Annotated in this window: 21 protein-coding genes; 11 read left to right on the top strand and 10 right to left on the bottom strand. The window is 72.4% G+C overall.

Annotated features, from left to right (window positions below; genetic code table 11):
• Positions 1–37 precede the first annotated feature (37 nt).
• Genes OHQ87_RS14825 through gmd form a run of 3 tightly spaced genes read right to left on the bottom strand, consistent with a single transcriptional unit; the run spans position 38 to position 3,371 of the window.
• Positions 38–1,156: a DegT/DnrJ/EryC1/StrS family aminotransferase gene (locus tag OHQ87_RS14825; protein WP_328348853.1), complete on the bottom strand. Its 1,119-nt coding sequence runs from the start codon at positions 1,154–1,156 to the stop codon at positions 38–40.
• 2 nt (positions 1,157–1,158) lie between these two features.
• Positions 1,159–2,361, bottom strand: coding sequence for a glycosyltransferase (locus OHQ87_RS14820; protein WP_328348656.1), 1,203 nt, complete (start codon positions 2,359–2,361; stop codon positions 1,159–1,161).
• Positions 2,358–3,371, bottom strand: coding sequence for a GDP-mannose 4,6-dehydratase (gmd, locus tag OHQ87_RS14815; protein WP_328348852.1), 1,014 nt, complete (start codon positions 3,369–3,371; stop codon positions 2,358–2,360). Before gmd ends, OHQ87_RS14820 begins: the two co-directional genes overlap by 4 nt.
• A 180-nt stretch (positions 3,372–3,551) precedes the next feature.
• Here gmd and OHQ87_RS14810 point away from each other — a divergent pair, with 180 nt between their 5' ends.
• Both OHQ87_RS14810 and wecB read left to right on the top strand, forming a co-directional pair.
• Positions 3,552–4,793 (top strand): glycosyltransferase, encoded by a 1,242-nt coding sequence (locus tag OHQ87_RS14810; protein WP_328348655.1) that lies wholly within the window; start codon positions 3,552–3,554, stop codon positions 4,791–4,793.
• A gap of 63 nt (positions 4,794–4,856) precedes the next feature.
• The gene (gene wecB, locus OHQ87_RS14805; RefSeq protein ID WP_328348654.1) at positions 4,857–5,981 is read left to right on the top strand and encodes a non-hydrolyzing UDP-N-acetylglucosamine 2-epimerase; all 1,125 of its coding nucleotides are present in this window, start codon (positions 4,857–4,859) and stop codon (positions 5,979–5,981) included.
• Here the strand turns inward: wecB and OHQ87_RS14800 are convergent.
• Entirely contained in the window at positions 5,910–6,683 is a 774-nt protein-coding gene (locus tag OHQ87_RS14800; protein ID WP_328348653.1) for a NeuD/PglB/VioB family sugar acetyltransferase, read from the bottom strand. The two genes, wecB and OHQ87_RS14800, sit on opposite strands and share 72 nt — an antisense overlap.
• A gap of 179 nt (positions 6,684–6,862) precedes the next feature.
• On the opposite strand from OHQ87_RS14800, the gene OHQ87_RS14795 reads away from it, so the two are divergent.
• Positions 6,863–8,092 carry a glycosyltransferase family 4 protein gene (locus OHQ87_RS14795; protein ID WP_328348652.1) on the top strand — a complete coding sequence of 410 codons (1,230 nt, stop codon included), beginning with the start codon at positions 6,863–6,865 and terminating at the stop codon, positions 8,090–8,092.
• A gap of 104 nt (positions 8,093–8,196) precedes the next feature.
• Positions 8,197–8,751 (top strand): acyltransferase, encoded by a 555-nt coding sequence (locus OHQ87_RS14790; protein WP_328348651.1) that lies wholly within the window; start codon positions 8,197–8,199, stop codon positions 8,749–8,751.
• A 35-nt stretch (positions 8,752–8,786) separates the two neighbouring features.
• Here OHQ87_RS14790 and OHQ87_RS14785 read toward each other — a convergent pair whose 3' ends face one another.
• Positions 8,787–10,817 (bottom strand): hypothetical protein, encoded by a 2,031-nt coding sequence (locus OHQ87_RS14785; RefSeq protein WP_328348650.1) that lies wholly within the window; start codon positions 10,815–10,817, stop codon positions 8,787–8,789.
• 238 nt (positions 10,818–11,055) lie between these two features.
• Here OHQ87_RS14785 and OHQ87_RS14780 point away from each other — a divergent pair, with 238 nt between their 5' ends.
• From OHQ87_RS14780 to OHQ87_RS14765, 4 genes are all read left to right on the top strand, one after another.
• Entirely contained in the window at positions 11,056–12,012 is a 957-nt protein-coding gene (locus OHQ87_RS14780) for an NAD-dependent epimerase/dehydratase family protein (protein WP_328348649.1), read from the top strand.
• Between the two features lie 248 nt (positions 12,013–12,260).
• Complete coding sequence (locus tag OHQ87_RS14775; RefSeq protein WP_328348648.1) at positions 12,261–13,589, top strand: lipopolysaccharide biosynthesis protein; 1,329 nt, start codon at positions 12,261–12,263, stop codon at positions 13,587–13,589.
• A complete protein-coding gene (locus OHQ87_RS14770) occupies positions 13,574–14,776 on the top strand; it encodes a glycosyltransferase (protein ID WP_328348647.1) in 1,203 nt (400 codons plus the stop codon). Before OHQ87_RS14775 ends, OHQ87_RS14770 begins: the two co-directional genes overlap by 16 nt.
• 5 nt (positions 14,777–14,781) lie before the next feature.
• Positions 14,782–16,035: a glycosyltransferase gene (locus OHQ87_RS14765; RefSeq protein WP_328348646.1), complete on the top strand. Its 1,254-nt coding sequence runs from the start codon at positions 14,782–14,784 to the stop codon at positions 16,033–16,035.
• Positions 16,036–16,117: 82 nt separating this feature from the next.
• On the opposite strand, the gene OHQ87_RS14760 is transcribed toward OHQ87_RS14765, so the two are convergent.
• The 3 genes from OHQ87_RS14760 to OHQ87_RS14750 are packed head-to-tail and all read right to left on the bottom strand — an operon-like array spanning position 16,118 to position 19,684.
• On the bottom strand, positions 16,118–17,575 hold the full coding sequence (locus tag OHQ87_RS14760) for an O-antigen ligase family protein (protein WP_328348645.1): 1,458 nt from the start codon (positions 17,573–17,575) through the stop codon (positions 16,118–16,120).
• Between the two features lie 55 nt (positions 17,576–17,630).
• Positions 17,631–18,644 (bottom strand): dTDP-4-dehydrorhamnose reductase family protein, encoded by a 1,014-nt coding sequence (locus tag OHQ87_RS14755; RefSeq protein ID WP_328348644.1) that lies wholly within the window; start codon positions 18,642–18,644, stop codon positions 17,631–17,633.
• Positions 18,641–19,684, bottom strand: a complete 1,044-nt coding sequence (locus OHQ87_RS14750; RefSeq protein ID WP_328348643.1) for a polysaccharide biosynthesis protein — start codon at positions 19,682–19,684, stop codon at positions 18,641–18,643. Before OHQ87_RS14750 ends, OHQ87_RS14755 begins: the two co-directional genes overlap by 4 nt.
• A 341-nt stretch (positions 19,685–20,025) precedes the next feature.
• Here OHQ87_RS14750 and OHQ87_RS14745 point away from each other — a divergent pair, with 341 nt between their 5' ends.
• The 3 genes from OHQ87_RS14745 to OHQ87_RS14735 are packed head-to-tail and all read left to right on the top strand — an operon-like array spanning position 20,026 to position 22,948.
• Entirely contained in the window at positions 20,026–20,730 is a 705-nt protein-coding gene (locus OHQ87_RS14745) for a sugar transferase (RefSeq protein WP_442930784.1), read from the top strand.
• Entirely contained in the window at positions 20,727–21,653 is a 927-nt protein-coding gene (locus OHQ87_RS14740; protein WP_328348641.1) for an NAD-dependent epimerase/dehydratase family protein, read from the top strand. The genes OHQ87_RS14745 and OHQ87_RS14740 overlap by 4 nt, the downstream gene beginning before the upstream one ends.
• A gap of 5 nt (positions 21,654–21,658) precedes the next feature.
• Positions 21,659–22,948 carry a glycosyltransferase family 4 protein gene (locus tag OHQ87_RS14735; protein WP_328348640.1) on the top strand — a complete coding sequence of 430 codons (1,290 nt, stop codon included), beginning with the start codon at positions 21,659–21,661 and terminating at the stop codon, positions 22,946–22,948.
• Here OHQ87_RS14735 and OHQ87_RS14730 read toward each other — a convergent pair.
• The gene (locus OHQ87_RS14730; protein ID WP_328348639.1) at positions 22,892–23,326 is read right to left on the bottom strand and encodes a hypothetical protein; all 435 of its coding nucleotides are present in this window, start codon (positions 23,324–23,326) and stop codon (positions 22,892–22,894) included. The two genes, OHQ87_RS14735 and OHQ87_RS14730, sit on opposite strands and share 57 nt — an antisense overlap.
• Positions 23,327–23,433: 107 nt before the next feature.
• A complete protein-coding gene (locus tag OHQ87_RS14725; RefSeq protein WP_328348638.1) occupies positions 23,434–25,977 on the bottom strand; it encodes a Tex family protein in 2,544 nt (847 codons plus the stop codon).
• Positions 25,978–26,013 lie beyond the last annotated feature (36 nt).

The following is a 26,013-nucleotide window of genomic DNA, read 5'->3' as shown; positions in this document are numbered from 1 at the left end:
GGGCCGACGGGCGGGCCGCAGGGGGCGGGCCGACGGGTCAGGCGACGGTCGACAGGGCGGCGCGGACGCGCTCCACCACCGTCTTGACCCCCGCGTCGGTCAGCTCCGGATAGGTGGGCAGGTTGATGCCGCGCCTGCTCAGGTCGACGGTCACCGGGCAGTGCGCGCCCGGATCACGGTGCGCCGGCAGGTCGGGGATCGGCACGAAGAAGGGCCGGGTCTCCACGCCGAGCCGGTCGAGCACCCGCGCCACCGTGTCCCGGGAGGTGGCGTCCCCTTCGGGCCCGACCAGGAATGCGGCCATCCACGGTGCCCGGTGGACACCGGCGACCACCGGCTGCGCCGACAGCGCCAGCTCGTCGGCCAGCTGCGCCTCGTAGCCGGCGATCACCGCGTCCCGCCGGGCGATGATCTCGTCGGCCCGGTCCAGCTGGGCGCAGAGCAGCGCGGCGGCCAGGTTGGTCATCCGGTAGTTGTAGCCCAGCACCGGGAAGTAGTACCGCCGCTGCGGGTCCATGCCCTGGTTGCGCAACAGCCGCATCCGGTCGGCCAGCGCCTCGTCGGACGTGGTGACACAGCCGCCCTCACCTGCGGTGATCACCTTGTTGCCGAAGAACGAGAAGGTGGTGGCGTCGGCCAGCGAACCGGTCGGGTGCCCGTCGACAGTGGCCCCGAAGGACTCCGCCGCGTCGGCCACCAGGAGCAGGCCGTGCCGGTGGCACAGCGCGCGCAGGGCGGGATAGTCGGCGGGGTGGCCGTACAGGTCGACGGCGATGACCGCCCGGGTGCGTGGCCCGATCGCGGCCCGGACCGCGGCGGGATCGACGCACCAGCTCTGCGGCAGCACGTCCACACAGACGGCGCGCGCCCCGCAGTACGCGACGGCGTTGGCGGTCGCCACGTAGGTGAGCGCGGGGACGATGACCTCGTCGCCCGGACCGATGCCGGCGGCGGCGAGGACCAGGTGCAGGGCGACCGTGCCGTTGGCGGTGGCCACCGCCGTGTCGGCGGCACACCGCCGGGCGAAGCGGCTCTCGAAGTCGTCGAGGTAGGGGCCCCGGGAGGAGACCCAGCCGCTTCTGAGGGCGTCGACCACGTACCGTTCCTCCAGGTCGGAGAGGCTCGGCCGGGCCACCGGATAGCGGTCGTCCGCCATGCTCACGGTGCTTCCTCCCTGGTGAGTTCGGCGGCGAACGTGGATCGGGGCATCGGCCCCGGTCGTCCCTGCGCCGCCCAGCGCAGCACGTCGAGGTAGTCGGCACCGGTCGCCGCCCAGGTGCGGGTGACCAACCGGCCGTTGGCCTGCCGGGCGGCGGTGGCGTAGTGCGCCCGGTCGGCCAGCAGCCGCTGGACCGCCCCGGCCAGGGACGCCGGCTCCGTGGCCCGGAAGACCGTCGCCTCGGCGCCGGTGAACTCCAGCTGTGCCAGCAGCGGCTCGGCGTCGGCGCAGGCGACGGGCAGCCCCCAGCTGAACGCCTCCAGCATCGCACCGCTCGCCGCCTCCCAGAGCGACGGGATCACCACGGCGTCGGCGCGGGCGTAGAGGGCGTTCAACTCGTCGAGGGTGACGAACCCGGGGAAGGACACCCGGCCCCGCAGGTCGGGCAGCGCTGCGCGGGCGAGCAGGCGACTGGCCTCGGGCTCGACCAGCGGGCCGGGACAGACCAGCCGGCACTGCGGGAGCAACGCCATCGCCTCCAGCAGCGTCGCATGGTTCTTGTGGGCCGCGGTGGAGGACGGGTAGACCAGCAGGCCCGGTTCCGGTCGCGCGGCGGCGCGGGCGGGCGCGGGCTGGAACGTCGGGGTCGGGATGAGCGCGGTCCGCTCCGCCGCCTCGGGAAACAACCGCAGGGTCTCCCGGTACGGGTGGGGCCAGGTGACCACGAGGGCGGACGCGCGGGCCACGTTCTCCCGGACCACGGCGGCGAAGCCGGGGGCGTGGAAGGCGGCGTGCAGGTGGCGCAGGTCGTGCACGACGACGACCGACGGGCCGGGCCCGATCGGGGCGCTGTGGAACGGGTACAGCGTGACGTCCGATCCCCGCTGCCGGGGGACCGAGCGCTGCCGGACCGCGTTGACCGCCCTGCGGACGGCGAGGGAGTCGCGGACCCGGGTCGGTGTCCAGCGGCGCAACAGTTGCCCGGGAGGAGTGTCCGAGCGCAGTGGCTGGGCGACCTCGGTCCAACCGACCTGATCGGTGGGCACCTGGTCACGCCACTGGTCGAGGGTGCCCCGCAGGATGTTCACCCGCAGGTCGTGGGAGGTGTCGGCGGCCATGCCGGTCAGCAGGCCGTAGGTGAAGGCCTCGACCCCGGCGGCGTGGCCGGGGCGGATCGGGGTGGCGTCGACGGTGATCCTCATCGGTCCACCCGCACGAGGCGTCCCATCCGCTCGTCTTCCAGGAGTTGTCGGTCGGCGTCCACCATCACCCGTACCAGGTCGCCGAACAGGGTCTTCGGTGCCCAGCCCAGGTGCCGCCGGGCCTTGGAGTAGTCGCCGATGAGCGCGTCGACCTCGGCGGGCCGGAAGTAGGCGGGGTCGATCTCCACGTACCGTTGCCAGTCCAGCCCGACCCGGTCGAAGGCGGCCTGGACGAACTCGCGTACGGTGTGCCCCTCGCCGGTGGCCACCACGTAGTCCTGCGGGGTGTCCTGCTGCAGGGCCAGCCACATCGCCTCGACGTACTCCGGGGCGTAACCCCAGTCCCGGACGGCGTCGAGGTTGCCCAGGTAGAGCTTGTCCTGGATGCCGGCCTCGATCCTGGCCACCGCGCGGGTGATCTTGCGAGTGACGAAGTTCTCGCCCCGCCGGGGGCTCTCGTGGTTGAACAGGATGCCGTTGACGCAGAACATGTCCCACGACTCGCGGTAGTTGACCGCCGACCAGAAGGCGTAGACCTTGGCGCACGCGTAGGGGCTGCGGGGGTGGAACGGGGTCTGCTCGCGCTGCGGGGGCGGGGTGGAGCCGAACATCTCCGAGGAGGACGCCTGGTAGAAGCGGCAGTCGAGGTCGGCCGCCCGCGCCGCCTCGAGCATCCGCAGGGCGCCCAGCCCGGTGACGTCCGCGGTGTAACCCGGGATGTCGAAGGAGACCCGCACGTGGCTCTGCGCGCCGAGATTGTAGATCTCGTCGGGCCGGATATCCCGGATCAGCGAGGTCAGCGAGGCCGGGTCGGACAGGTCGCTGTAATGGAGGAAAAGGCGTGCGTCGCCACTGCGGGGATGGACGTCGACTCCGTCGATCCGTTCGGTGTTGAACGAGGACGACCTTCGCTTTATTCCGTGCACCGTGTATCCCTTGTCGAGCAGGAACTCTGCCAGGTAGCTGCCGTCCTGGCCGGTGGTGCCGGATATGAGTGCCACTCGCGACATGGAGATCCTCTCGTGCTGCGCCAGGGACTTTTTCCGCGACATCCTTATACCTTGATTCGGGCGGCCGGCCGCCATTATTCGGGCCGTGGCGGCGAATTGGATTAAATTGCGAGGCGCAGTCACTGAATGGCCGTTCGCTCGTTGGCCCACTCAGTTCCACCTCTTGAGCGAGGAGCGAGGATGGCCAGCGACACCACCCCCGCGGCGGACGTGAGAACACGGTCGGCGGGTGTCGGCAGGGGGAAGTTCCGAGTCCTGGTCACAGCGAGCTACTTCAGCCCGGGCTGGCGTGCCGGAGGCCCGGTCCGCTCCATCTCCGACGTGCTCGCAACGGCCAGCGCCGACGTCTCGACGACCCTGCTGACCCGGGACCGCGACCTCGGCGCCAGCGATCCCTACTCCGGGCTCTCCGGCACCTGGGTGCGACGTGGCCGGACGAGCATCTTCTACCTCGGTGTCCGACACCCGGCGCACTGGCGGACGCTCTGGCGTTCCCTGCGGCCGGTGCGATTCGACCTGCTCTACGTGAACAGCGTCTGGTCGACCTTCTCGATCCTGCCCATCGTCGCGGCCCGGCTCGGCCTGTTGCGGGTGGATCGCATCCTGGTGGCTCCACGGGGCGAGTTCGGTGTGGCCGCTCTCGGCCTGCACCGGGCCCGAAAGCGGATGTTCCTGGCCGGCTGGCGGTGGATGCTGCGGGGGCCCAGGGTGCTGTGGCACGCCAGCACGCCGCTGGAGGCCGTCGACATCCGGCGGGCGCTGCCCCGGGCCCGGATCGGTGTCGTCGCGATCGCCAGTGGCCCGGAGCCGCGTCACGCGCCGGCCGAACTGCCGGCGACCGACCACGCGCGACTGGTCTTCATCGGACGGATCTCACCGATAAAGAACCTGGACCTGCTGCTCGCCGCACTCGCCCAGGTGCGGGCCCGGGTGCGGCTCGACATCTACGGCCCGTTGGAGGACGCGAAGTACTGGCAGCGCTGCGTGCAGCTACGAGCGGCCCTGCCGGACCCGTCCGTGGTCAGCTACCGGGGAGAGTTGCGCCCCGAGCAGGTAGGCGAGACCTTCTCCCGGTATGACGCGTTCGTCCTGCCCACCCGGGGTGAGAACTTCGGCAACGCCATCGCGGAGAGCCTGGCGGCGTGCTGCCCGGTGATCTGCTCGGACCGGACACCGTGGACGTCCGTGCTGCGCGACGGTGGCGGGCAGGTCCTCACCGAGCTGACCCCGGCGGCGTTGGGCGCGCTGGTCACCCGGCTCGCCGCAGCCTCGCCCGCACAGCGGCAGGCGGCCCGGGTGGCGGCGGGGAACGCCTACCGCCGGTGGCGGGCCAGCCGGCCGCTGATCAGCGTTCTCGACCAGGCACGGCAGGCGATCGACGACCCGGTGTGCCGGGTGCCTCCACAGGGCCGATCGTCGTGAGACCGACCCGCCGCCCGCCGGGCGGCGCTCCGAACCCCACCATCGACTACGAGGAGGCGTGCAGTGACCCGGGTGATGACCGTCGTCGGGACCAGGCCGGAGATCATCCGGCTGGCCCGGGTGATCGACACGTTGGACCGGACCGTGGAGCACACGCTGGTGCACACGGGACAGAACTGGGATCCCGCGCTGTCCGACATCTTCTTCACCGAGTTGGGCGTCCGGCCGCCCGACCGATTCCTGCGGGCCGACACCCGGTCGCTCGGCAGCCTGCTCGGTGCCGTGCTGGTCGGCACCGAGCAGGCGATCGGTGAGCTGCGTCCGGACGCGCTGCTGGTGCTCGGCGACACCAACAGCGCCATCTCGGCGCTGATGGCGCGACGGATGAAGGTTCCCGTCTATCACATGGAGGCGGGCAACCGCTGCTTCGACCTGAACGTCCCGGAGGAGACCAACCGCCGGTTGGTCGACCATGTCGCCGACTTCAACCTGGTCTACTCCGAGCACGCCCGGCGCAACCTGCTCGCCGAAGGGCTGCATCCCCGCCGGATCCTGCACACCGGCTCACCCATGCGGGAGGTGCTCGCCCACTACCGCCCGCAGATCGAGCGGTCCACCGTCCTGGCGCAGCTCGAACTCGAACCGGGCGGCTACTTCGTCGTCAGCGCGCACCGGGAGGAGAACGTCGACCACCCGGACCGACTCCGCCGGCTGCTGGACTGCCTCTGCGCCGTACGGGACGAGTGGCGACTGCCGCTGCTGGTCTCCACCCACCCGCGTACCCGCAAGCGCCTGGAGTCGCTCGCCGTCGACGGCACGCTCCTGGACGGCATCACCTTCCACGAGCCGTTCGGCTTCTTCGACTACGTCACCCTGCAACAGCACGCCCGGTGCACGCTGTCCGACAGCGGCACCGTCAGCGAGGAGGCGGCGATTCTCGGGTTTGCGGCGGTGACCCTGCGCGAGTCCATCGAGCGCCCCGAGGCGCTGGACTGCGGGGCGATCGTGATGACGGGTCTGGACCCGGCCGGTGTGGTGGAGGGGGTGCGGGTCGTGGTGGCCCAGGTGACGGCCGGCCCGGTCACCTGCCCGCTCGACTACCAGGTCCCGGACACGTCACGCCGGGTGGTCGACTTCATCCTCTCGACCGTGCGCAGGCACCACGACTGGGCGGGCATCCGCCGCTGACCGGTCCACCGGCCGGGCCGGCACGCCGGTGACCACCGCGCCCGCCGGGACGTCCCGGGTCACGCACGCGCCCGCGCCCACCACGGCGTCCCGGCCGACCGTCAGCCTCGGCAGGACGGCGGCGGTGGTGCCCACCATGACGCCGTCACCCAGCCGGCAGTAGCCGGAGACCGCGGCGAGGGGGTTGACCGAGACATGGTCGCCGAGGACCGCGTCGTGGCCCACGGTGCAGTTCTGATTGAGGTGCACATGCCGGCCCAGCACCACGTTCGTCGTCACCCTGGCACCGCCCGCCGCGAACAGGCCCTCCCGGAAGACGCAGTCCGGGCCGATCTCCGCAGCCGGATGCACCACTGTGGCGGCGGGCAGCCCGTACCGGGCGAGGACCTGGTCGGTCTCGCGACGCAGCCGGGGGTGTCCCACGCCCAGCGCCACCCGGGTGGTGGACGGCTGTCCGGCCAGCCAGCGGGTCGGCCCGAGGAAGGGGACACCGAGCCGTCGCACGAGTTCCACGTTGGGCTCGGTGGGGTGGTCGTCGACGAAGCCGAGCACCCGCCATCCGGTCCCGTCGACCGGCCGGGCGTTCAGCAGTCGAATTACGCCGTATATCTCACGGCCCATCCCGCCCACACCTACGATTACCACGTCGGTAGTCAACCGCTGCTCCTTCGGCCACGGAGAACGCCTGTCGCTCTCCGTCATCCGGACCCCCCCGCGGCACCGACCGCGCCGGCAGGGCAGCGGTGGCCGGTGTCCGTAGGTCGCGAGGGCATCCGGTACGGGCCGCGCCCGACGGCTTCCGACGCCCTCCTCGCTGTCATTGCGTTCCCGATACTCAGGTGGAGTGCCGATCCGCGGACGGCACGGTGAAGGTGGGCCCGATGGTGAAGCTGACAAGAACCCGCCCCCGCGACGACGCCGCTGCGACGTCGCCGAAGCGGGCGGTCCGGCCCGCCGGGACCACGGGCAACTACCGGGTGGTCGCGACCGCAGGTGTGTTCGAACCGGGCTTCCGTGGTGGTGGCCCGATCCGTTCCCTACGTTTCATCCTGGACACCCTGCCGGGGGACCTCGACGTCACCCTGATCACCCGGGACCGGGATCTCCACTCGCCAGCACCCTACCCCGGGCTGTCCGGACGGTTGCTGCGGCGCGACGACCGCTCCGCCGTGTTCTATCTGGACCCGCGGGCACCGCGGCACTGGGTCCGACTGATCCGGCATGTCCGCTCCCGCCCGATCGACCTGCTCTACGTCAACAGCATCTGGTCGCCGTTCTCGGTGGTGTCGATCCTGGCGGTGGCGCTGCGTCTGGTGCGCGTCGGGGCCATCCTGGTCGCCCCGCGCGGCGAGTTGTCGCCCGGCGCCCTCGCGATCCGGGCCCTCAAGAAGCGGCTCTTCCTGGCGCTGTGGGCACCGCTGCTGCGCTGGCTGCGGGTGCGCTGGCAGGCGTGCAGTGAGCTGGAGGAGAAGCAGATCCGGGCGAACCTGCCGTGGGCGCAGGTGATGGTGAACGGCAACGAGAGCCCGATCCCGGAGCATCCGGCTCCACCGGTAGTCGCACACGACGGGCCGCTGCGGTTGGTCTTCGTCGGCCGGATCTCGCCGATGAAGAACCTGTCCATGGCGCTGGAGGCGGTGGCCGGGACCACCCGGCCGGTGGAGTTCGACATCTTCGGCCCGCCGGAGGACGCGCCCTACTGGTCGCGCTGCCAACAGATCATCGCGGCCATGCCCGGTCACGTCTGGGTCCGTTACCTCGGCGAACTCGCGGCGGCGGACGTCATGCCGACCTTCAGCCGGTACGACGCCTTCCTCTTCCCCACCCTCGGCGAGAACTTCGGCCACGTGATCCTGGAGAGCCTGGCCTCCGGCTGCCCGGTCATCTGTTCGGACAACACGCCGTTCAGCAAGCTGATCGTCGACACCGGCGGGGTGGTGGTCCGGCCGGCGACGGCGGCCGGCCTCAGCCGGGTCCTCGACCTGCTCGCCGACCGGTCGGCCGGGGAACGGGCCGAGGCGAAGGGGACCGCCGGGCGGCGGTACCGGCGTTGGCGGCAGCGGAACCGGGAACCCAATGTGCTGGAGCACGCCCGCCGGTTCTGTCGCTGATCCGTTCGCGCGGGAACTGCGTCACCGTGGTCGGATCCGGCTCGTTGGCTCAATGACCGGATCCAGGTACGCGGGTCCGGTCGTCCATAGCCCTGCACCCTGCGATGAAGGACAGCCCAGTGCCAAGTCGCGTTCGTACGATGGTCCGGCGAGTGCGGGACCACCTGGCCGCATCCCGTGATCCTGAGGCGTTCGTCCGGTCCCTGGGGGTCAACCTGACCGGTCGGGTCAGGTTCTACGGGGTCAACCGGGCGATGTTCGGTTCGGAGCCGTGGCTGATCACCATCGGCGATAACGTCTTCATCACCTCCGAGGTGCAGTTCGTCACGCACGACGGTGGCACGTTGATCCTGCGCAAGGACCACCCCGACCTCGACTGGACCGCGCCGATCACCATCGGCGACGACGTCTACATCGGCATGCGTGCGATGATCCTGGCCGGCGTCACCATCGGAAACCGGTGCGTCATCGGGGCCGGTTCGATCGTCACCCGGGACATCCCGGACAACACCGTGGCGGCCGGGGTCCCGGCGCGGCCGGTGCGCACGACCGACGATTACCTCGAACGGCTGCGGGCCAAGTCGCTGGGCATCGGGCACCTGCCCGTCCCGGCCAAACACGCGGCGATGAAGCGGATCTACGGCGTCACCACCGGCTGACGCCCGCCGGTCCCGCCGGGGCACGGGCCACCCGGTCAGGCCCGCCGGTACGCCACCTGCGGCGGGGGGAACTGGTGTACCCCGCTGATCGTGATCGCCCCCAGCGCCCCGGTCACCCCGGTCACCTCGTAGCCGAACCGGTCCCCGGTCATCGCCGCCGCGCCGGCACCGAGGTTCAGCGTGGTGGCGGCGCCGACGCCACTGGCCCGTACGGCGGGCGGCGTGGTGCCGCTGGCCTGCCAGACGTGCGCGTACCAGTGCCAGCCGGCGGGCAGCACCACGGGAGCGCCCAGCACGGACTCCTGCACCCCGACCGAGGTGACGGCGACGGTGCCGAAGTCGGCGATCGGGCCGAGGACGGCGGGACGTCCGGTGGCCGGATCGTGGGCGTACACGCCGTGCCGCAGGACGCCGGTGCCGGCCACGGTGACCTCCACACAGGCCCGGTCGACCGGGGTCGGTTCGGCCAGGAAGACCGGGTGCAGCAGGAGCCGTTGGTAGGTGCCGGTGCAGGTGCGGCTCAGCGTCGGGCCGGACCGGACGAGGAAGTAACTGCCCCGGGGCCCGGTCGCCCCCGGTAGCGGTCCCGATGCGGCCCGGTCGGGTTCCGCGCGCCACGTCCCGTACCCGGGGGAGACCGGCACGGCGTACGGGATGCCGTCGACGGTGACCCGATCCGGCACGTCGAGGTTCGTCGGGCCGACCGGGACCAGCAGCCGGTGGAACAGTTGCGGCACCGCCATCTCGGCCTGCGCCACGGTGCCGACCCGTTCGATCACCACGAAGTCCTGGCCGTCGGCGGACACCACGATCTCGGTGGCGGTCGACGGCGGCGCCAGGTAGCGGCGGTAGGCGGTGCCGGTCACCGACTCGCCGGCGGCCAGGGTGCGGCCCCAGACCAGTTGCGGGTAGTTCTTCTTGAGGCTGGAGCTGATGAACCAGCCCTTGGCCGTGGTGTACCGGACCCGGATCTCGGGCTCTCCGTCCGCGACCGGCAGCAGCCCGACGGCGATGCCCCACTGTTGGACACCCCCGCCGCTGACCACCCACTGGGTCATGCTGCTCGCCGGCATCAGCCGGTTCCGCAGCGTCGCCGGGGTGAAGTCGGTGAGCGCCGTCAGGGTGTCGATGTTCGCCCAGACGGACCAGTTCAGGCCGCCGGCCACCCCCACGTTCGGCATGAACTGCCGTCGGGTGCCGCCGGCCACCGGGGTCAACGGCCCGCACTGGGTGACCCCCGCGTTGAGGGTGAACCGGCTCAGGGCGGTGACCGTCTGCGCGACGATCAGGCTGCCACCGGGCGACCAGCGGTATTCGTTCGAGATCCGGCACAGGGACGGGAGTTGCGGCATGATCGTGGCGATAGGGGTGCCGATCCGCGCCCGGGCCGTGTCGATCATCCCCTGGTAGGTGGGGATGACGTAGGACTCCCGGATCACCAGTTCCTGGCCCGTCGACCGGCCGGCGGGCACCGGCCGGCCGTCGAGTTCGACGGCCACCGTGTGGGAGTGGGTGGCCGGGCGGATCTGCACGTCGGGGGTGAGGCCGGTGATCGGCACGGTGGTCCGGTTGGTAGCCCCCGAGACGTGGGTGAGCGGCGCGGCCGGCCTGACCCGGGCGCCCTGGGCGATGCCGTCCACGATCGTGTACGGGTTGCCGAAGAGCAGGCTGTTGGCGTTGGTCACCGCCAGCAGGGTGAAGATGCGGGTCCCGTCGCTCCACTGCGAGCCCACGTCGGCGGTCGTCTTGCCGTGGTTGGTCACGACGATCTGGTTGCCGACGTTGTAGCCGTGGTTGCCGCCGACGTACGACCAGCCGGTGTTGATCGGGCAGTTGTCGTCCGAGGTGTCGTGGATCCTGGTGCCGACGGCGGACATGACGGGCCACACCTGGGCGTCGGTCGCGGTCGAGGGCACGAGGCTCACCTGGGGCAGGCCGGAGTGCCACAGGCCGACCATGCTCTCCGCGTACGCCAGGTTGACCGGCATGACCACGTCCCGGGTGGCGTCGATCCGCGATCTGACGGACATCAGGGCGTTGGACCGGTAGACGATCAGCTCAGCCATCCTCCACACCTCCGGTGTTGACCTGCGACGATGCTGTCACTGTGCGCGTTTGCGCAGCTGGCGGCGGTTGTCGGTCGGCTCCCGGACAGCACCACCGGCCGTTCGGTGGACCCCGGCCGGGCCGCCGCGATGGACAACTGCGAACTTTGTCCTTAATGGGATGAGGTGCCCGTTTCTGCCGTAATGTGCTGAACACCTGCTCGATGAACAGGTGACGTGCGTATCCGGGGGGTTGTTCATGCGCATTCTGATCACTGGGGGGGCCGGTTTCATCGGCGCCAACCTGGCCCGCGCCGCCCTGTGCGAGCCGGCCGTCAAGGAGGTCAGCGTCCTGGACGACCTCTCGGTCGGGCTGCGCGGCAACCTCGACGGGCTGGACGTCGATCTCGTCGAGGGGTCGATCCTGGACCCGGCCGCCCTGGACACGGCGATGGCGGGCCGGGAGGCGGTGGTCCACCTGGCCGCCCTGCCCAGCGTGCCCCGCTCGCTGCGCGATCCGCTGGCCTCCCACCACGCGAACGCCACCGGCACGTTGATGGTGCTGGAGGCGGCCCGCCGGCACGACATCGGGCACGTGCTCGTCGCCTCCTCCTCGTCGGTGTACGGCATGAACCCGGCGTTGCCCAAGGCGGAGCTGACCTGGACCCGTCCGATGAGCCCCTACGCGGCCAGCAAGCTCGCCACCGAGGCGTACGCCCTGGCGCACCAGGCGTCGTTCGGGCTGCCCACACTGGCCTTCCGGTTCTTCAACGTCTACGGTCCCGGGCAGCGGCACGACCACGCGTACGCGGCCGTCATCCCCCGGTTCACCCACGCCGCCCTGCGCGGCGAGCCGGTGGTGGTGCACGGCGACGGCACCCAGTCCCGCGACTTCACCTACGTCGGCACGGTCTGCGAGGTCATCCTCGACGCGCTCCGCCGCCGGGTGCACCACCCGCATCCGGTCAACCTCGCCTTCGGGGCGCGGGCCAGTCTGCTCCAGGTGCTCGACGAGTTGGAGGAGCTGTTCGGGCGGCCGATCGACCGGGAACACGCGCCACCGCGCACCGGTGACGTCCCACACTCGCTGGCGGACAACACCACCCTGCGGCAACTGTTCCCGGACGTCACGCCGGTCGCCCGGGCGCAGGGGCTGCGGGCGACCGGCGAGTGGATGGCCGCGCGGCTGGGCGTCGCCCCCGCCCCCCTCCGGTGACCCGGGCCGTGGGCCAGGGCTCCGCCGAGACGGTCGCCGCCGGGCTCGCTACTGCCGGGCCGGTCGCTGCCGGGCCGCCTGCTGCCGGGGTCGCTGCGGGGTCGCCTACTGCCGGCCCGGTCGGCGCCGGGCCGCCGGTTGCCGGGTCGATCCCTGCCGGGCTCACAGCTGGCGGGGCGACGGTCGTTGCCGCGCCGCCGGTCGGTACGACGGTCGCCTCCCCGGTCCCGACGTCCGATGCGGCATCGGTGTCCGGCCCGCCGTCGGGGCCCGGTCGGGACCGCACGGTCACGGTCGGCATCGCCACCGCGATGGTGGCCAAGGGGATCGGCTTGGCCGCACCACTGGTCATCACGCCCGTCTGTTTCCGGTATCTCGGCGACCAGCGGTACGGCCTGTGGATGGCGATCACCGCGCTCACCGGGATGGCCTGGTTCGCCGATCTGGGGCTGGGCAACGGGCTGCTCACCCGGCTCGGTCAACTGGCCGACGACCCCCGACAACAGGCCCGGGAGATCTCCGGGGCCTTCGCCACCCTCGGCGTGGTCGCGGTGCTGCTGCTGGCGGCACTCGTGGTGGTCACCCCGGTGGTGCCCTGGGTGGACCTGTTCGCCGTCCGTGACCCGACCGTGGCCGTGCAGACCACCACCCTGGTCCTGATCTGCTTCGGTGCCTTCGCGGTCAACATCCCGCTCTCGCTGATCCAGCGGATCCAGTACGCCCGCGGCCAGATGGTGCAGAGCAACGTGTGGCAGTCGGCCGGTGCGCTGGCTGCCATGGTCGTCGTGCTGGTCGCCATCGCCGCCGACTGGGGACCGTTGGTGGTCGTCGGCGGCGCGGTGCTGGCCGTGCCGGTGACCAACCTGCTCAACACGGTGACCTACTTCTGGTCCGCCGGGCCCGCCGACCGGCCGACGCCGCGACTCGTGCACCGGGAGACCGTCGTCCGCCTGCTCCGGCTGGGCCTGCAGTTCTTCGCGCTCACCATGATGTCGTCGATCGCGCTGAACGTGGACAACCCACTGGTCGCGAACGTCCTGGGACTGACGGTGGCGGCGCACTACGCGGTCGTGGGAAAGCTGTTCGGGGTCCTGTGGATCTTCGTCGGACTGGTGGGCATGACGGTCTGGCCGGTCAACGGCGCCGCCCTGGCGCGGGGCGAGGTGGCCTGGGTACGCCGCAACACCCGGCGCATGGTGGCGCTCTACGGCGTGATCGTGGGAGCGGTCGGGCTGCTGCTGGTCGGCTACGGCCACCGGCTGATCGAACTCTGGGTCGGCACCGTCGACCGGTCGACCATCCGGCTCCCGGTCCTCGTCGGGCTGGCGGGCTGGTCCCTGCTGGTGGCGGTCACCTCCCCGTTGCTCATGGTGCAGAACAGCATCGGCCTGCTCCGGCCGCAGTTCGTCGGTTGGGCGTCGTTCCTGGTGCTGGCGACCGTGCTCAAGGTCTGGGGGCTGCGGCAGTTCGGCCTGGCCGGCCTGCCCGGGGCGGCCTGCGTCGCGTACCTGCTCACCATGGTGCCGGCGGCGCTGGTGGGATACCGGCGGGCCCTCGCCCGGTGCGGGCCGTCGTGACCGGCCGGGTCCGGGTGCTGCGGGTCGTCGGCGAGCTGAACTTCGGCGGCACCGAGATGCGTACGGCCGAACTGCTGCCCCGGCTCGCCGCCGCCGGCACCGAGCTGCACCTGGTGACCCTCAGCGACGCGGTCGGACCGGGGCCGCTGGCCGACATGGTCACCCGGCACGGCGGCACCGTCACGGCGATGCCGCTGGACCTGCGCTTCCCCGTCCGATTCGTGCGCCTGCTCGGGCAGTTGCGCCCGGACGTGGTGCACGCCGACTGTGCCAACTTCTCCGGCGTGCCGCTCGCGCTCGGCGCGCTGCGCGGCGTGCCCGGACGGGTCGCGCACTTCCGGGGGGACGACAATCAGCACCGCACCCTCCGCCGACGGATCCACCGGTGGATCTGTGGGCGGCTGCTGGGGATCTCCGCCACCGACATCCTCGGCGTCTCGCCCAGCTCGCTGACGTTCGGCTACCACCCGGGCTGGCGTGCCGACCCCCGCTGCCAGGTGGTGCTCAACGGACTCGACCTCGACCGGCTCCGCCGGCCCAGCCCCGACGACCTCCGGACCCTGATCGGCGCGGGACCGGGCGACCTGGTCTGCGTGACCGTGGGCCGGGCCTCGCCCGAGAAGCGCCGCTGGCTGCTGCCGCCGATCCTGGCGGCACTGCGGGACCGGGGCGTGTCCGCGCACGCCGTGCTCGTCGGGCCGGGCGACCGGGCGGACGACGACCGCGTCCGGGCGGCGGCGGCTGCCGCCGGGCTCGGCGACCGGGTGCACCTGCTGGGCCCGCGCGAGGACGTGGGCGGGCTGTTGCGGCAGGCCGATGTCGTCGTCCACCCCTCCTGCCTGGAAGGGCTGCCCGGGGGAGTGCTGGAACCCGTCGCGTTGGGCGTCGGCACGGTGGCCGCCGACCTGCCGGGGGTGCGCTTCATCAGCGAGCGGCTACCCGGCGTGACCATCGTCGATGTCGACGCTCCGGCGCAGGTGTGGGCGCGGGCGGTGGACCGGGCGGCGGCATTCACCGCGTCGACCGCCCCTGCGGTGGCCGCCGACCGGTTCGTCCACAGCGTCTTCGCCATTGACCGGGCGACCGCCATCCACCTGGAGATCTACCGACGGTGGGCGGCGGCCCGCCCGGGGCCGGACCGGGTGCCACGAGAGAGCAGCCGACCACCGGTCGGCTCGGGACGGTGAGCGAGATGACCGATCAGACAATGGTCGTCGGCCGGGAGCCACGGCCGGACGGCGCATCGACCGGGCGGTCCGACCGGCCCCGTCCGCTGCTCATCGGCGCGTACGCCTTCCCGCACGGGGACGCCACCTCCAACCGCCTGCTGCAACTCGCCCGGTCCGCCGCCCCCGAGGGCAGCCGCACGCTTGTCGTCAACGACTGGCCGTGCGAGGTCACCTTCCCGATCCGGCCGCCCGGCGCGGCCGGCATCGACCTGGTCACCCTGCGGATCCGTGGTCTGCACCGGCTCACCCGGCTGCCGGCCCGGCTGGCCCGCCCGGTCCGGGTGCTGCGGGCCACCCGCCGGCAGGGGGTACGCCGTGGCGACGTGAGCGTGGTGCTGCTGCCGATGGCGCTGATGACCCTCGGCAACTGGACCGTGTTGCGCCTGGCGCTGCGCTGCCCGGTGGTGGTGGACGCCAGCGAGCGGCACGACCGGCGGCAGTTCCGGCACGGCTGGCTGACCCCGTACTTCGTCCGGCACCGCTGGTCGACGTTCCTGGCCACCCGGCTCGTCGGTCGCGCTACGGCGGTCTCCACCACGCTGGCCGGCTACCTTGCGGCGCACGGGCTGGAGGTGCTGGTGGTGCCGCCGCAGGTGGACTGCGACGACTTCCGGGCCGGGCAGCCGCCCGCGCTCTCCACCGGCCTGCGCCTGCTCTATGCCGGCACCCCCGGCCGCAAGGACATGCTGGACGTGATCGTGCGCGGGATCAGCCGACTCGGCCCGGACCAACAGCGGCGGGTCAGCCTCACCATCGCCGGGGTCACCCGTGAGGACGCCGCCGCCCACTCGGATCTGGACGTCTCGGTACTCGACGGCCTCCGCGCCGAGGTGCGGTTCCTGGGTCGGGTCCCCCGCGCCACCGTGCTGACGCTGCTCGCGGAGTCGCACTTCTCGATGCTGGTCCGCCCCACCGGTGGCTACGCGGCCAACGGCTTCCCGTCCAAGGTGCCGGAGAGTCTCGCCGCCGGCTGCCCGGTGCTGCTCAACCACACCAGCGACCTGGCCGCCTACGTGCACGACGGCGTCGAGGGGCTGGTGCTCGACGACAACGGCCCGGACGACGTGCGGTGGGCGATCGAACGGGCGCTACGGCTATCCGACCAGGAGTGGACGGCGATGAGCCGGGCGGCCCGGTCGAGGGCCCGCGAGTCGTTCGACCACCGGGCCTGGCGGGACCGGGTCAGCGCCTTCGTGGCGGCCGACGACCGGGGCTGACCCGGAGGGTCTGACAGGTGGTGGGCGTCCCGACCGGGACGCCCACCGTCGTGTGATCTCAGCCCAGCACCGTTGCGTGACCTCAGCGCAGCGCCGGAACCGGCAGGTGCGGCACGGCGTCCACCGGGCCGGGGACCCGTTGCGGGTGGGCTTGCGAGGGGGACGGCTCGACGCTGTCCGCGTCGGTCAGGGCAGCGGGCAGGTGCCGCTGCACACCGGCGGTCACGAGCCAGAACACGTACGGGTAGGTCTGCCCGGTGCCGAAGATGGCCGACTCGGTGATCTGGATCAGCAGGCCGGTGACGACGAGCCAGACCAGACCCGAGTCGGCCCGGCGCACCGGTGCCCGCAGCGCGACCCGCCCGACGGCCAGCAGCAGCAGCGCCAGCGGTGCCACGGCGGTGAGCCCCAACTCCAGCAGCAGTTGCAGATAGCTGTTGTGCACCACGCTCACCCCGGTCCCGAAGGACTCGTCGAGACTGGCGAGGGCGAACAGGTGGTTGCGGGACGCGTACCCGAAGCCCAGGGCGGGGCGGTTCTGCCACCACAGGTCGACCGTCGCCTGCCACATCTCCGTGCGGCCGTTGGACAGGTCGCCGCCGGTGGGGTCGGTGAAGCGCAGCACGAACTGCCGCATCCACGGGCCCGCGAAGATGATCGGCAGCAGATTGAACAGGTAGGCCACCAGGAGCCCCGCGGCCAGCCCGGCGGCGAGGCGGACCATCCGGCCCAGCCCGTGCCGCAGCACGACCCAGAGGGCGCCGACGAGCACGGCGATCAACCCGGTGCGGGACTGGGAGAGCAGCAGGCCGGCAGCGGCCGGCACCATGCCGAGCAGTTCCAGCCGCCGCCGGGACTGCCGGTAGACCGCCCAGCCCAGCGGGGTGGTCAGGGCACAGACGATGCTGAGCATGTTGGGGTTGTTGTAGAGCCCCTCGAACCGTTCGGTCTGCGACAGCGCGGCGACGAGTGTGCCGTCGGCGAGCCCGAGGCCGAGGCTGATCAGGGCGGAGCCGCTGAGGACCAGGTAGACCACGCGCAGGTCGGCCAGCATGACCGCCCGGTCCGACCACCGGCAGCGGATCAGAACGTGCACCAGCGCGGCCAGCAGGAGCAGCGCGACACCGCGTTGGAGGGTCTCCAGCGGCACCACCGACCAGGTGAAGCTCAGCGTGGCGAGACCCGCCATCGCCCAGAGCGCGCCGATCAGCAGACGGGTCCACGGGTCGAGCCGGACCATCGTCGCACCCGGGGTGCGCAGCGCCCAGACGATCAGGGCGCCGACCGCCGCGTACCGGGGATAGAAGCTCGCCTCCACCAGGGTCGGCACCTTGGACGAGGCGCAGACCAGGAGCGCCATGGTCAGGCCCAGCAGCCACCGCCAGCCGTCCACCTGCTGCGCGAGCGCGAACAGCGCGAGCAGTAGCAACGCCACCGACGCGACCGCGACCAGCGGGAGGTTGACGCTCGCGACGGTGGTGACCACCGCGACGACGACCGCCCCGACGATCAGGCACAGTTGACCCACTCGGTTCCCCACGTGATGTCCTTTGACTCCAGCAGGCCGGCGGTGCCGGCGGTGGTCGTTTGGTCCGTCAGCCCGACACGCCCGCGAGGCCCGGCCGGGCCTGGTCGAGCGCCCAGCGGGCCCGGGCGGCGTGCATCGCCGCGATCATGTCCGGCCAGCTCGGCGGACGGTAGCCGGTGACCTGGGCGAGGGCGTCCGCGTGCATCGACCGGTCGCAGGTGAACTCGTCGTCCGGCACCAGTTCACCGGACCACCCGTACACCTCGGCGACCAGTCGGAGCAGGTCGTACTTCGAGATCGGTGCGGCGGCGACGTGGTAGAGGCCGGTCAGCTCCGCCCGGGGCAGGACCACCGTGCGCAGCAACCGGGCGAACTCCACGGTCGTCACCCCGCTGTAGATGGCCCTGGTGAAACCGCGTACCTGACCGCGTTGGGAGAGGAACCAGTCCACCAGGGAACGGTTCGTGGTCAGCTCGTGCCCGACGATCGAGGTGCGCAGGGTGAGCGCCGCGACCCCTGTCGCCTCGCCCAGCAGCTTGGACCGACCGTAGAGGTCGGGCGGGTCGGGCAGGTCGTCCTCCACGTAACCGCCCCGGCGGCCGGAGAACACGCAGTCGGTGCTGACGTGCACGAGCCGGCCGCCGACCTGCGCGCAGGCGTCGGCCAGCAGGTGGGGGAAGAGGGCGTTGAGGGTGACCGTGGGCACCGCGTCCTGTACGTCCGGCCGCTGCTTGATGACGCCGACACAGTTGACGACGACGTCCGGTCGCAGCTCGTCCACGAGTCGCCGGACGTGGTCGAACCGGGTCACGTCGACGGCCGGGACGATGCGGGCGAGCAGCTGCCGGGGGAACCACCCGGCCCGGTCGTCGATGGTGCGGGCGAGACCGTGGACGTCGAGCTCCGGGTCGTCGTCGAGTTCGCGCAGCACGGCGTGGCCGAGCATGCCGGTGACGCCGACGACGAGAACCCGGCGTGCCGGGCGTTGGTCGGCCTGGTGGTCGCCCCGTTGGTCGGCCTGGTGGTCGCTGCGCCGCCGGGGCACCCGGTCGGGTCGGCCGGTGTCGGCGGCCGTGCTCATGTCGTCACCACGGCCGCCGCGGCGGCCTGGACCTGCGCGCGTACCTCCGGCAGCGTCATCAACAACGACTCGATCTCCGGTACGGACAGTCGGCGGGCGTTGTGCGAGTGGAAGTCGGCGAGGCCACCGTGCTCGACGTCGCCCTCCTCGAAGTAGAGGGAGTAGTTGAGGTCACGGCTGTCCACCGGCACCCGGAGGAAGTCGCCGAGATCCTCGGCGAACGCGAGCTCCTCCCGGCTGGCCAGGGTCTCGTAGAGCTTCTCACCGTGCCGGATGCCGAGCACGTTGAACTTCGCCGGCACCCCGAACAGGTTGCACAGTGCCGTGGCCAGGTCGCCGATGGTGCAGGCGTCGGCCTTGCGGATGAAGACGTCCCCCGGCTGGCCGAACGCGAACGCGTGTTCCACCAGCTCGACCGACTCGGGCAGCGACATCAGGAAACGGGTCATCGTCGGCTCGGTGACCGTCGGCAGCCCCCCGCGCAGGATCTGGTCGATGAACAGTGGAATCACCGAGCCGCGCGAGTACATCACATTGCCGTAGCGCACACAGCAGACCCGGGTCCGGGCCGCCGCGTTGTTGCGGGAGTGCGCCTGCGCCACCTTTTCCATCAACGCCTTGGTCATGCCCATCGCGTTGACCGGATAGACGGCCTTGTCGGTGCTCAGCAGGACCAGCGTCTCCACGCCGACCCGCTCGCAGGCGTCCACCACGTTGGCGCTGCCGAGCACATTGGTGCGGACCGCCTCGAGGGGGAAGAACTCGCAGGAGGGCACCTGCTTGAGGGCCGCGGCGTGGAAGACGAACTCCATGCCCCGGGCGGCCTTGAGCACACTGTCGTAGTCCCGGACGTCGCCGATGTAGTAGCGGACCCGGTCATTGCCGAGGCGGTGCCGCATCGCGTCCTGTTTCGACTCGTCACGGCTGAGGACCCGCACCTCGGCGGCACCGGCGTCGAGCAGTCGGGAGACCATTGTCTGGCCGAACGACCCGGTGCCACCGGTGATCAGGAAACGCCTGTCCGAAAGCGAGGAAAGCATATCTCCTCCTGCCTGTATCCCGGCGGACCATCCTCGGGAATCGCGATCTCGTCAATGGTGACCATACTGTTGCCATAACGAGACCGGGCGCGCTTCCGGTAAAGGGAGGAGCAGTCACGTTTCACGTTTGCCGGGTGCGTTGCGCGCGCCATTGCCGACCCGCCCGGGGTGGCGAATGTGAAAGCGCGGGTCGTCCGCCGCAATGGTGATAGGTGTGTTCCATGCCCAAAGTTGCTGTCCCCGCGGCGCAGCCGCGCGCCGGTGCCCACGGCCCAGCGGCCGGACGGGGAGCCGCCCCGACGACCCGGCGACCGTACGATCGCTGGAAGCGGCTCCTCGACGTGCTCGGTGCCCTCGTCGTGCTGACCGTCGGCGCACCCCTGCTGGCCCTCGTCGCCCTGGTCGTGCTGGTGACGCACGGGCGGCCGGTGCTGTTCCGGCACACCCGGCCCGGCCTGCACGGCGAGTTGTTCGAGGTGGTGAAGTTCCGCACCATGCGCCATCCCGACCCGGTGCGGGGGCTGGTGACCGACGCCCAGCGCCTCACCCGGGTGGGCCGCTGGCTGCGGGCGAGCAGCCTCGACGAGCTGCCGGAGTTCTGGAACGTGCTGCGCGGCGAGATGAGCGTGGTCGGTCCCCGTCCGCACCTGGTGCGGTACCTCGCCCTCTACAACGCCGAGCAGGCCCGCCGGCACGAGGTGCGGCCGGGCATCACCGGGCTCGCCCAGGTACGCGGACGCAACTCCCTGAGTTGGGAGGCGAAGTTCGGCTACGACATCGACTACGTCGACCGGCGGTCCTTCCTGCTGGACCTGAAGATCCTGCTGACCACCGTCCGGGTGGTGCTCAGCCGGGAGGGCATCTCGGCTCCCGGCGCGGCCACCTGGCACGAGTTCACCGGCAACGACCAGCCGCCCGCGCCGTCGTCGGCCGGTGACCGGCCGGCTGCGTCGTCGGTCGCCGGCCGGTCGGCTGCGTCGTCGTCGGTCGACGACCCGCCAGCTGCGTCGTCGGTCGACGACCGGGACGCCGCGTACCGCCGATGAACCGGGTGCTGCTGCTGGGCGCCGGTGGCTTCCTGGGCCGCCACATCGGTGCCGTGCTGGCCGGGCACACCGTCCTGCGGTCGCCCACCCGCGCGCAGTGCGACCTGGTCCGGATGGAGCTGCCCGAGTTGACCGCGCTGGTCGCCCGGGAACGACCGGACGTGGTGGTGAGCGTGGCGGGCCGGATCGTCGGCTCCGGGCTGGACTTCGTGCGGGCGCACGTCGTGACCACCGCGAAACTGATCGAGGCGGTGTCCGTCGCCGCACCCGGGGCCCGGTTGATCCGGATCGGCTCGGCGGCGGAGTACGGCGTCGTGCCGTACGGCCTCGCCGTCGGGGAGGACCACCCGGCCGCACCCGTGAGCGAGTACGGGCTCAGCCACCTGGCGGCGACCCGCCTGGCGCAGCTCGCGGGCGACGCCGGCCGCCTCGACACGATCGTGCTGCGGGTCTTCAACCCGGTCGGGCCGGGGATGCCGGCGGGCAACATGCTGGCCCGGGTGACCGCGATGGTCCGGGCGGCGGCGGCCGGCGGGGCGGGTGACCTCGCCCTGGGTCTGCACGACACCTACCGGGATCTCGTCGACGTGCGGGACGTGGCGGCGGCGGTGCTGGCCGCGACCCGGTGCGCCGTGGGCACGGAGCGGGTCGTCAACGTGGGCAGCGGACGCGCGGTGGCGACGCGGGACGTCGTCCGGCTGCTGGCCGACGTGGCCGGGTTCCCCGGTCAGATCCGGCCCGGCACCTTCCCGCCCGACGCCACCCGCTCGGCCGCGGTGCCCTGGATGTGCGCCGACCTCGACCGTGCCCGTCGGGTGCTCGGCTGGGCCCCGGCGTACGACCTGACCGACTCGCTGCGCGCCCTGTGGGGGGCCGACGGCGCGCAACCCACCCGCCCGGTGGCCGGCGTGGCGGCGGGGTGAGGTCGATGCGGATCGGCCTGCTCACCCAGTGGTTCGACCCGGAGCCGGGCCCGGCGGCCCTGCCCGGGATGCTCGCCCGCGCCCTCGCCGACCGGGGACACGAGGTCCGGGTGCTCACCGGTTTCCCGAACTACCCGACCGGTCGGCTGGCACCCGGCTACCGGCTGGCCCGCCGCCTCGACGAGACCGACGGCCCGCTCCGGGTCCGCCGGGTGGCCCTCTATCCCAGCCACGACCGCTCCGCGCCGCGTCGGGTGGCGAACTACGGGTCCTTCGCCGTCTCCGCGCTGGTCTCCGGCGCCCCGGCGCTGCGGGGCCTGGATGCCCTCTGGGTCGGCAACTCGCCGATCAGCGTCGCCCTGCCGATGTGGTTCACCCGGTACGTGCACCGGGTGCCGGTGCTGCTGCACGTGCTGGACCTGTGGCCGGACAGCGTGGTGGCGAGCGGCTTCCTCGGCACCGGTCGGGTGTCGCGGACGGTCGAGCGGGGGATGGCCGCCTGGTGCGGCGCGATGTACCGCAGCGCGGCCCGGGTCGCCCACGTCTCACCGGGTGCCGCCGATCTGCTCGCCGGCCGGGGGGTGCCCCGGGAGAAACTCGTGCACATCCCGGTGTGGGCGGACGAGACGCTGGGTGTCCGCGCCGCCGACCTGCGCGCCGAACTCGGGCTGCGCACCGACCAGGTGGTGCTGGTGTACGCGGGCGCGCTCGGCGAGGCACAGGGGCTCGACTCGCTGATCGACGCCTGCGCCCGCACCGGCGACCCCCGACTGGTCTGCCTGATCGCCGGCTCCGGCACCACCGAGGAGCGGCTGCGTCATCGGGCCGGGGCGGTGGGGGCGACGAACGTCCGGTTCCTCGGGCAGCTGCCCCGGGACCGGATGCCCGCGCTGATGGCCACCGGGGACGTCCACTACGTGAGCCTGCGGCCCGGCGGCATGTCCGCGTACACGATGCCGAGCAAGGTGCAGGCGACCCTCGCCGCCGGGCGCGCGCTCCTGGTCGCCGCGGAGGGCGACGCCGCCGCCGTGGCACGCGACAGCGGTGCGGGGATCACCGCCCGACCCGGTGACCCCGACTCGATCGCCGACGCCCTGCGGGAGGTCTGCGACCTGGGCCGGGAGAAGCTGGAACTGCTCGGTCAGGCCGGCCGGGCGCACTACGACCGGGTCTTCTCCGTGGCCGCCGGTGCCGACCGGGTCGAGCGGACCCTGCACGAGATGGTGGCCGACGGCCGGTCAGGGCCAGTCGTCGCCCGCGCTGAGCCGGCGGCGCAGGAGCACCTCCAGCGGTAGCGACTCCCCGTCACGGCCACCACGGCCGATCACCAGCGGCGGCGGGGACGGCTCCGGCGTGGCGCCGAACAGCAGCGCGCGCAGGCTGGCCGGCACGGTCAACAGGTGGAACCGCCCCGACACGTCGACCGCCCGGTGCCGGGCCCGGTCGACGTACCAACCGTGCAGCCCGGTCCGGTAGCGGTGCCGCCCGTCGTAGGACACGGCGACGAGGCGGGTGGTGGCGAGCCCCCGCTGTCGTGCCTCGGCGACGAACGCGTCGACCAACTCCGTCGCCTCCGCCTGCTCCGCCGCACGCCGCCGCTCGTCGGCGGCGGCGTGCGCCTGCACCGCGTGCCGTCGCGTCTCGCGCCAGTCCGCGCCGTCGTCCGTGACCATCACCCGACGGTACGCCGGTCACCGCCGCCGTCGCCGCCCCGGGCCACGGCGGTCGGCAGGTCGACCGTGGACAGTAGGCAGCCGACCAGCCCTCCGGCGGGCCGGCCTCAGAGCAGGCCGGCCCGCCGGAGGGCGTCGGCCATCGCGCTGTCGGCGGGCGGCCCACCGCTGCCGCGCCCCTGGCGTCCCTGTCCGCCGCGCCCCTGACCACCCTGGCCCTGTCCGGGCTGACCTTGACCGCCGCGTCCCTGACCGCTCCGCCCCTGCCCGCTCCCTCCCTGCCCGCTCCGCCCCTGCCCGCCCTGGCCCTGGCCGCCCTGACCCTGGCCGCCCTGACCTTGGCCGCCCTGACCTTGGCCGCCCTGACCTTGGCCGCCCTGACCTCGGTCGCCGCGGCCCTGGCCGGCCCGGCCCGGTTCGCCCCGGTGCGGCCGGTCGACGTCGGCCCGGCGTGCCCCCGCCGCCGCCTCGTCGTCCAACCGCAGGGTCAACGAGATCCGCTTGCGCGGCACGTCGATGTCGAGCACCTTGACCCGGACCACGTCACCGGACTTCACCACGTCGCGCGGGTCCTTGACGAAGGTGTGCGACATCGCCGAGACGTGCACCAGCCCGTCCTGGTGCACGCCCACGTCGACGAACGCGCCGAACGCGGCCACGTTGGTGACCACGCCCTCCAGCAGCATCCCGGGGGTCAGGTCGCTGATCTTCTCCACCCCCTCGACGAAGGTGGCGGTGCGGAACTCCGGTCGCGGGTCCCGGCCGGGCTTCTCCAGCTCGGCGAGGATGTCGGTGACGGTGGGCAGGCCGAAGGTGTCGTCGACGAAGTCGGTGGCCCGCAGCCCGCGCAGGATCGTCGACCTCCCGATCAACGAACGCAGGTCCTGCCCGGTGCTGGCCAGGATCCGGCGCACCACCGGGTACGCCTCCGGGTGCACGCTTGACGAGTCGAGCGGATCGGTGCCACCGGGGATGCGCAGGAAGCCGGCGCACTGCTCGAACGCCTTCGGGCCGAGCCGGGCCACCTTCTTCAGCTCGGCGCGGGTGCGGAACGGCCCGTTGGCGTCCCGGTGCAGCACGATGTTCTCCGCCAGGCCGGCGCCGATGCCGGAGACCCGGGTCAGCAGGGGAGCGGAGGCGGTGTTGACGTCCACCCCGACCCCGTTGACGCAGTCCTCCACCACCGCGTCCAGCGACCGGGACAGCTTCACCTCGGACAGGTCGTGCTGGTACTGGCCGACGCCGATCGAGCGCGGGTCGATCTTGACCAGCTCGGCCAGCGGGTCCTGGAGGCGGCGGGCGATGGAGACCGCGCCGCGCAGCGACACGTCCAACGTGGGCAGCTCCTGCGAGGCGTACGCGGAGGCGGAGTAGACCGACGCGCCGGCCTCGGAGACCATCACCTTGGTCAGGCCGAGCTGCGGATGCCGCGTGATCAGGTCGGCGGCGAGCTTGTCGGTCTCCCGGCTGGCGGTGCCGTTGCCGATCGCGACCAGCTCCACCCCGTGCGCCCCGGCCAGCCTGGCCAGCGTGTCGATCGAGGCGTCCCACTGCCGGCGCGGCTCGTGCGGGTAGATCGTGTCGGTGGCGACCACCTTGCCGGTGGCGTCCACCACCGCCACCTTCACCCCGGTACGCAGGCCCGGGTCGAGACCCATGGTGGTGCGGCTGCCGGCGGGGGCGGCGAGCAGCAGGTCGCGCAGGTTGGTGGCGAAGACCCGGACCGCCTCCTCCTCGGCCGCCTGCCACAACCGCATCCGCAGGTCGGCACCGAGGTGGATCAGGATCCGGGTACGCCAGGCCCAGCGCACCGTGTCGGCCAGCCACCTGTCGGCGGGGCGGCCCGCGTCGGTGACGCCGAACCGGCCGGCGACGGCCGCCTCGTAGCGGGTGGGGCCGGTGGGCGGGGCGTCCGGGTCCTCCTCGGCGTCGGGAGCCATGGTGAGGTCGAGCACGCCCTCCTTCTCGCCCCGGAACATCGCCAGGATCCGGTGCGAGGGCAGCTTCGGGTACGGCTCGGCGAAGTCGAAGTAGTCGGCGAACTTCGCGCCGGCGGCCTGTTGCCCGTCGCGTACCCGGGAGACCAGCCGGCCCCGCGACCACATCTGCTCGCGCAGCGTGCCGATCAGGTCGGCGTCCTCGGCGAACCGCTCGATCAGGATGGCCCGCGCGCCCTCCAGCGCGGCGGCGGCATCGACCACCCCGCGCCCGGCGTCGACGAACCCGGCGGCCGTCTCCTTCGGCTCCCGGGTCGGGTCACCCAGCAGCGCGTCGGCAAGCGGCTCCAGCCCGGCCTCCCGGGCGATCTGCGCCCTGGTCCGCCGCTTGGGCTTGTAGGGCAGGTAGATGTCCTCCAGCCGGGACTTCGAGTCGGCCGCCATGATCTGCGCTTCCAGCGTCTCGTCCAGTTTGCCCTGGCTACGGATCGACTCCAGCACCGCGGCCCGCCGCTCGTCCAGCTCGCGCAGGTAGCGCAGCCGCTCCTCCAGGGTGCGCAGTTGGGCGTCGTCGAGCAGGCCGGTGGCCTCCTTGCGGTAGCGGGCGATGAACGGCACGGTCGCGCCGCCGTCGAGCAGCTCGACGGCCGCCCGCACCTGGCGCTCGGCCACGCCGAGCTCCTCGGCGATCCGCTGATGGACTGACTGGGTCACGATGTCGCTCCGCCTTCGCTTCGGGTTCCGGTCGTA

The organism is Micromonospora sp. NBC_00421 (genome assembly GCF_036017915.1).
Taxonomy (GTDB): Bacteria; Actinomycetota; Actinomycetes; order Mycobacteriales; family Micromonosporaceae; genus Micromonospora.
This window is presented reverse-complemented; position numbering and strand designations above follow the sequence as displayed.

Bases quoted from the DNA above. Each gene is read 5' to 3' on its own strand.
- OHQ87_RS14825 (WP_328348853.1), bottom strand. From the start codon at position 1,156: ATGGCGGACGACCGCTATCCGGTGGCCCGGCCGAGCCTCTCCGACCTG.
- OHQ87_RS14820 (WP_328348656.1), bottom strand. From the start codon at position 2,361: ATGAGGATCACCGTCGACGCCACCCCGATCCGCCCCGGCCACGCCGCC.
- gmd (WP_328348852.1), bottom strand. From the start codon at position 3,371: ATGTCGCGAGTGGCACTCATATCCGGCACCACCGGCCAGGACGGCAGC.
- OHQ87_RS14810 (WP_328348655.1), top strand. From the start codon at position 3,552: ATGGCCAGCGACACCACCCCCGCGGCGGACGTGAGAACACGGTCGGCG.
- OHQ87_RS14800 (WP_328348653.1), bottom strand. From the start codon at position 6,683: ATGACGGAGAGCGACAGGCGTTCTCCGTGGCCGAAGGAGCAGCGGTTG.
- OHQ87_RS14795 (WP_328348652.1), top strand. From the start codon at position 6,863: ATGGTGAAGCTGACAAGAACCCGCCCCCGCGACGACGCCGCTGCGACG.
- OHQ87_RS14790 (WP_328348651.1), top strand. From the start codon at position 8,197: ATGAAGGACAGCCCAGTGCCAAGTCGCGTTCGTACGATGGTCCGGCGA.
- OHQ87_RS14785 (WP_328348650.1), bottom strand. From the start codon at position 10,817: ATGGCTGAGCTGATCGTCTACCGGTCCAACGCCCTGATGTCCGTCAGA.
- OHQ87_RS14780 (WP_328348649.1), top strand. From the start codon at position 11,056: ATGCGCATTCTGATCACTGGGGGGGCCGGTTTCATCGGCGCCAACCTG.
- OHQ87_RS14765 (WP_328348646.1), top strand. From the start codon at position 14,782: ATGACCGATCAGACAATGGTCGTCGGCCGGGAGCCACGGCCGGACGGC.
- OHQ87_RS14755 (WP_328348644.1), bottom strand. From the start codon at position 18,644: ATGAGCACGGCCGCCGACACCGGCCGACCCGACCGGGTGCCCCGGCGG.
- OHQ87_RS14750 (WP_328348643.1), bottom strand. From the start codon at position 19,684: ATGCTTTCCTCGCTTTCGGACAGGCGTTTCCTGATCACCGGTGGCACC.
- OHQ87_RS14740 (WP_328348641.1), top strand. From the start codon at position 20,727: ATGAACCGGGTGCTGCTGCTGGGCGCCGGTGGCTTCCTGGGCCGCCAC.
- OHQ87_RS14735 (WP_328348640.1), top strand. From the start codon at position 21,659: ATGCGGATCGGCCTGCTCACCCAGTGGTTCGACCCGGAGCCGGGCCCG.
- OHQ87_RS14730 (WP_328348639.1), bottom strand. From the start codon at position 23,326: ATGGTCACGGACGACGGCGCGGACTGGCGCGAGACGCGACGGCACGCG.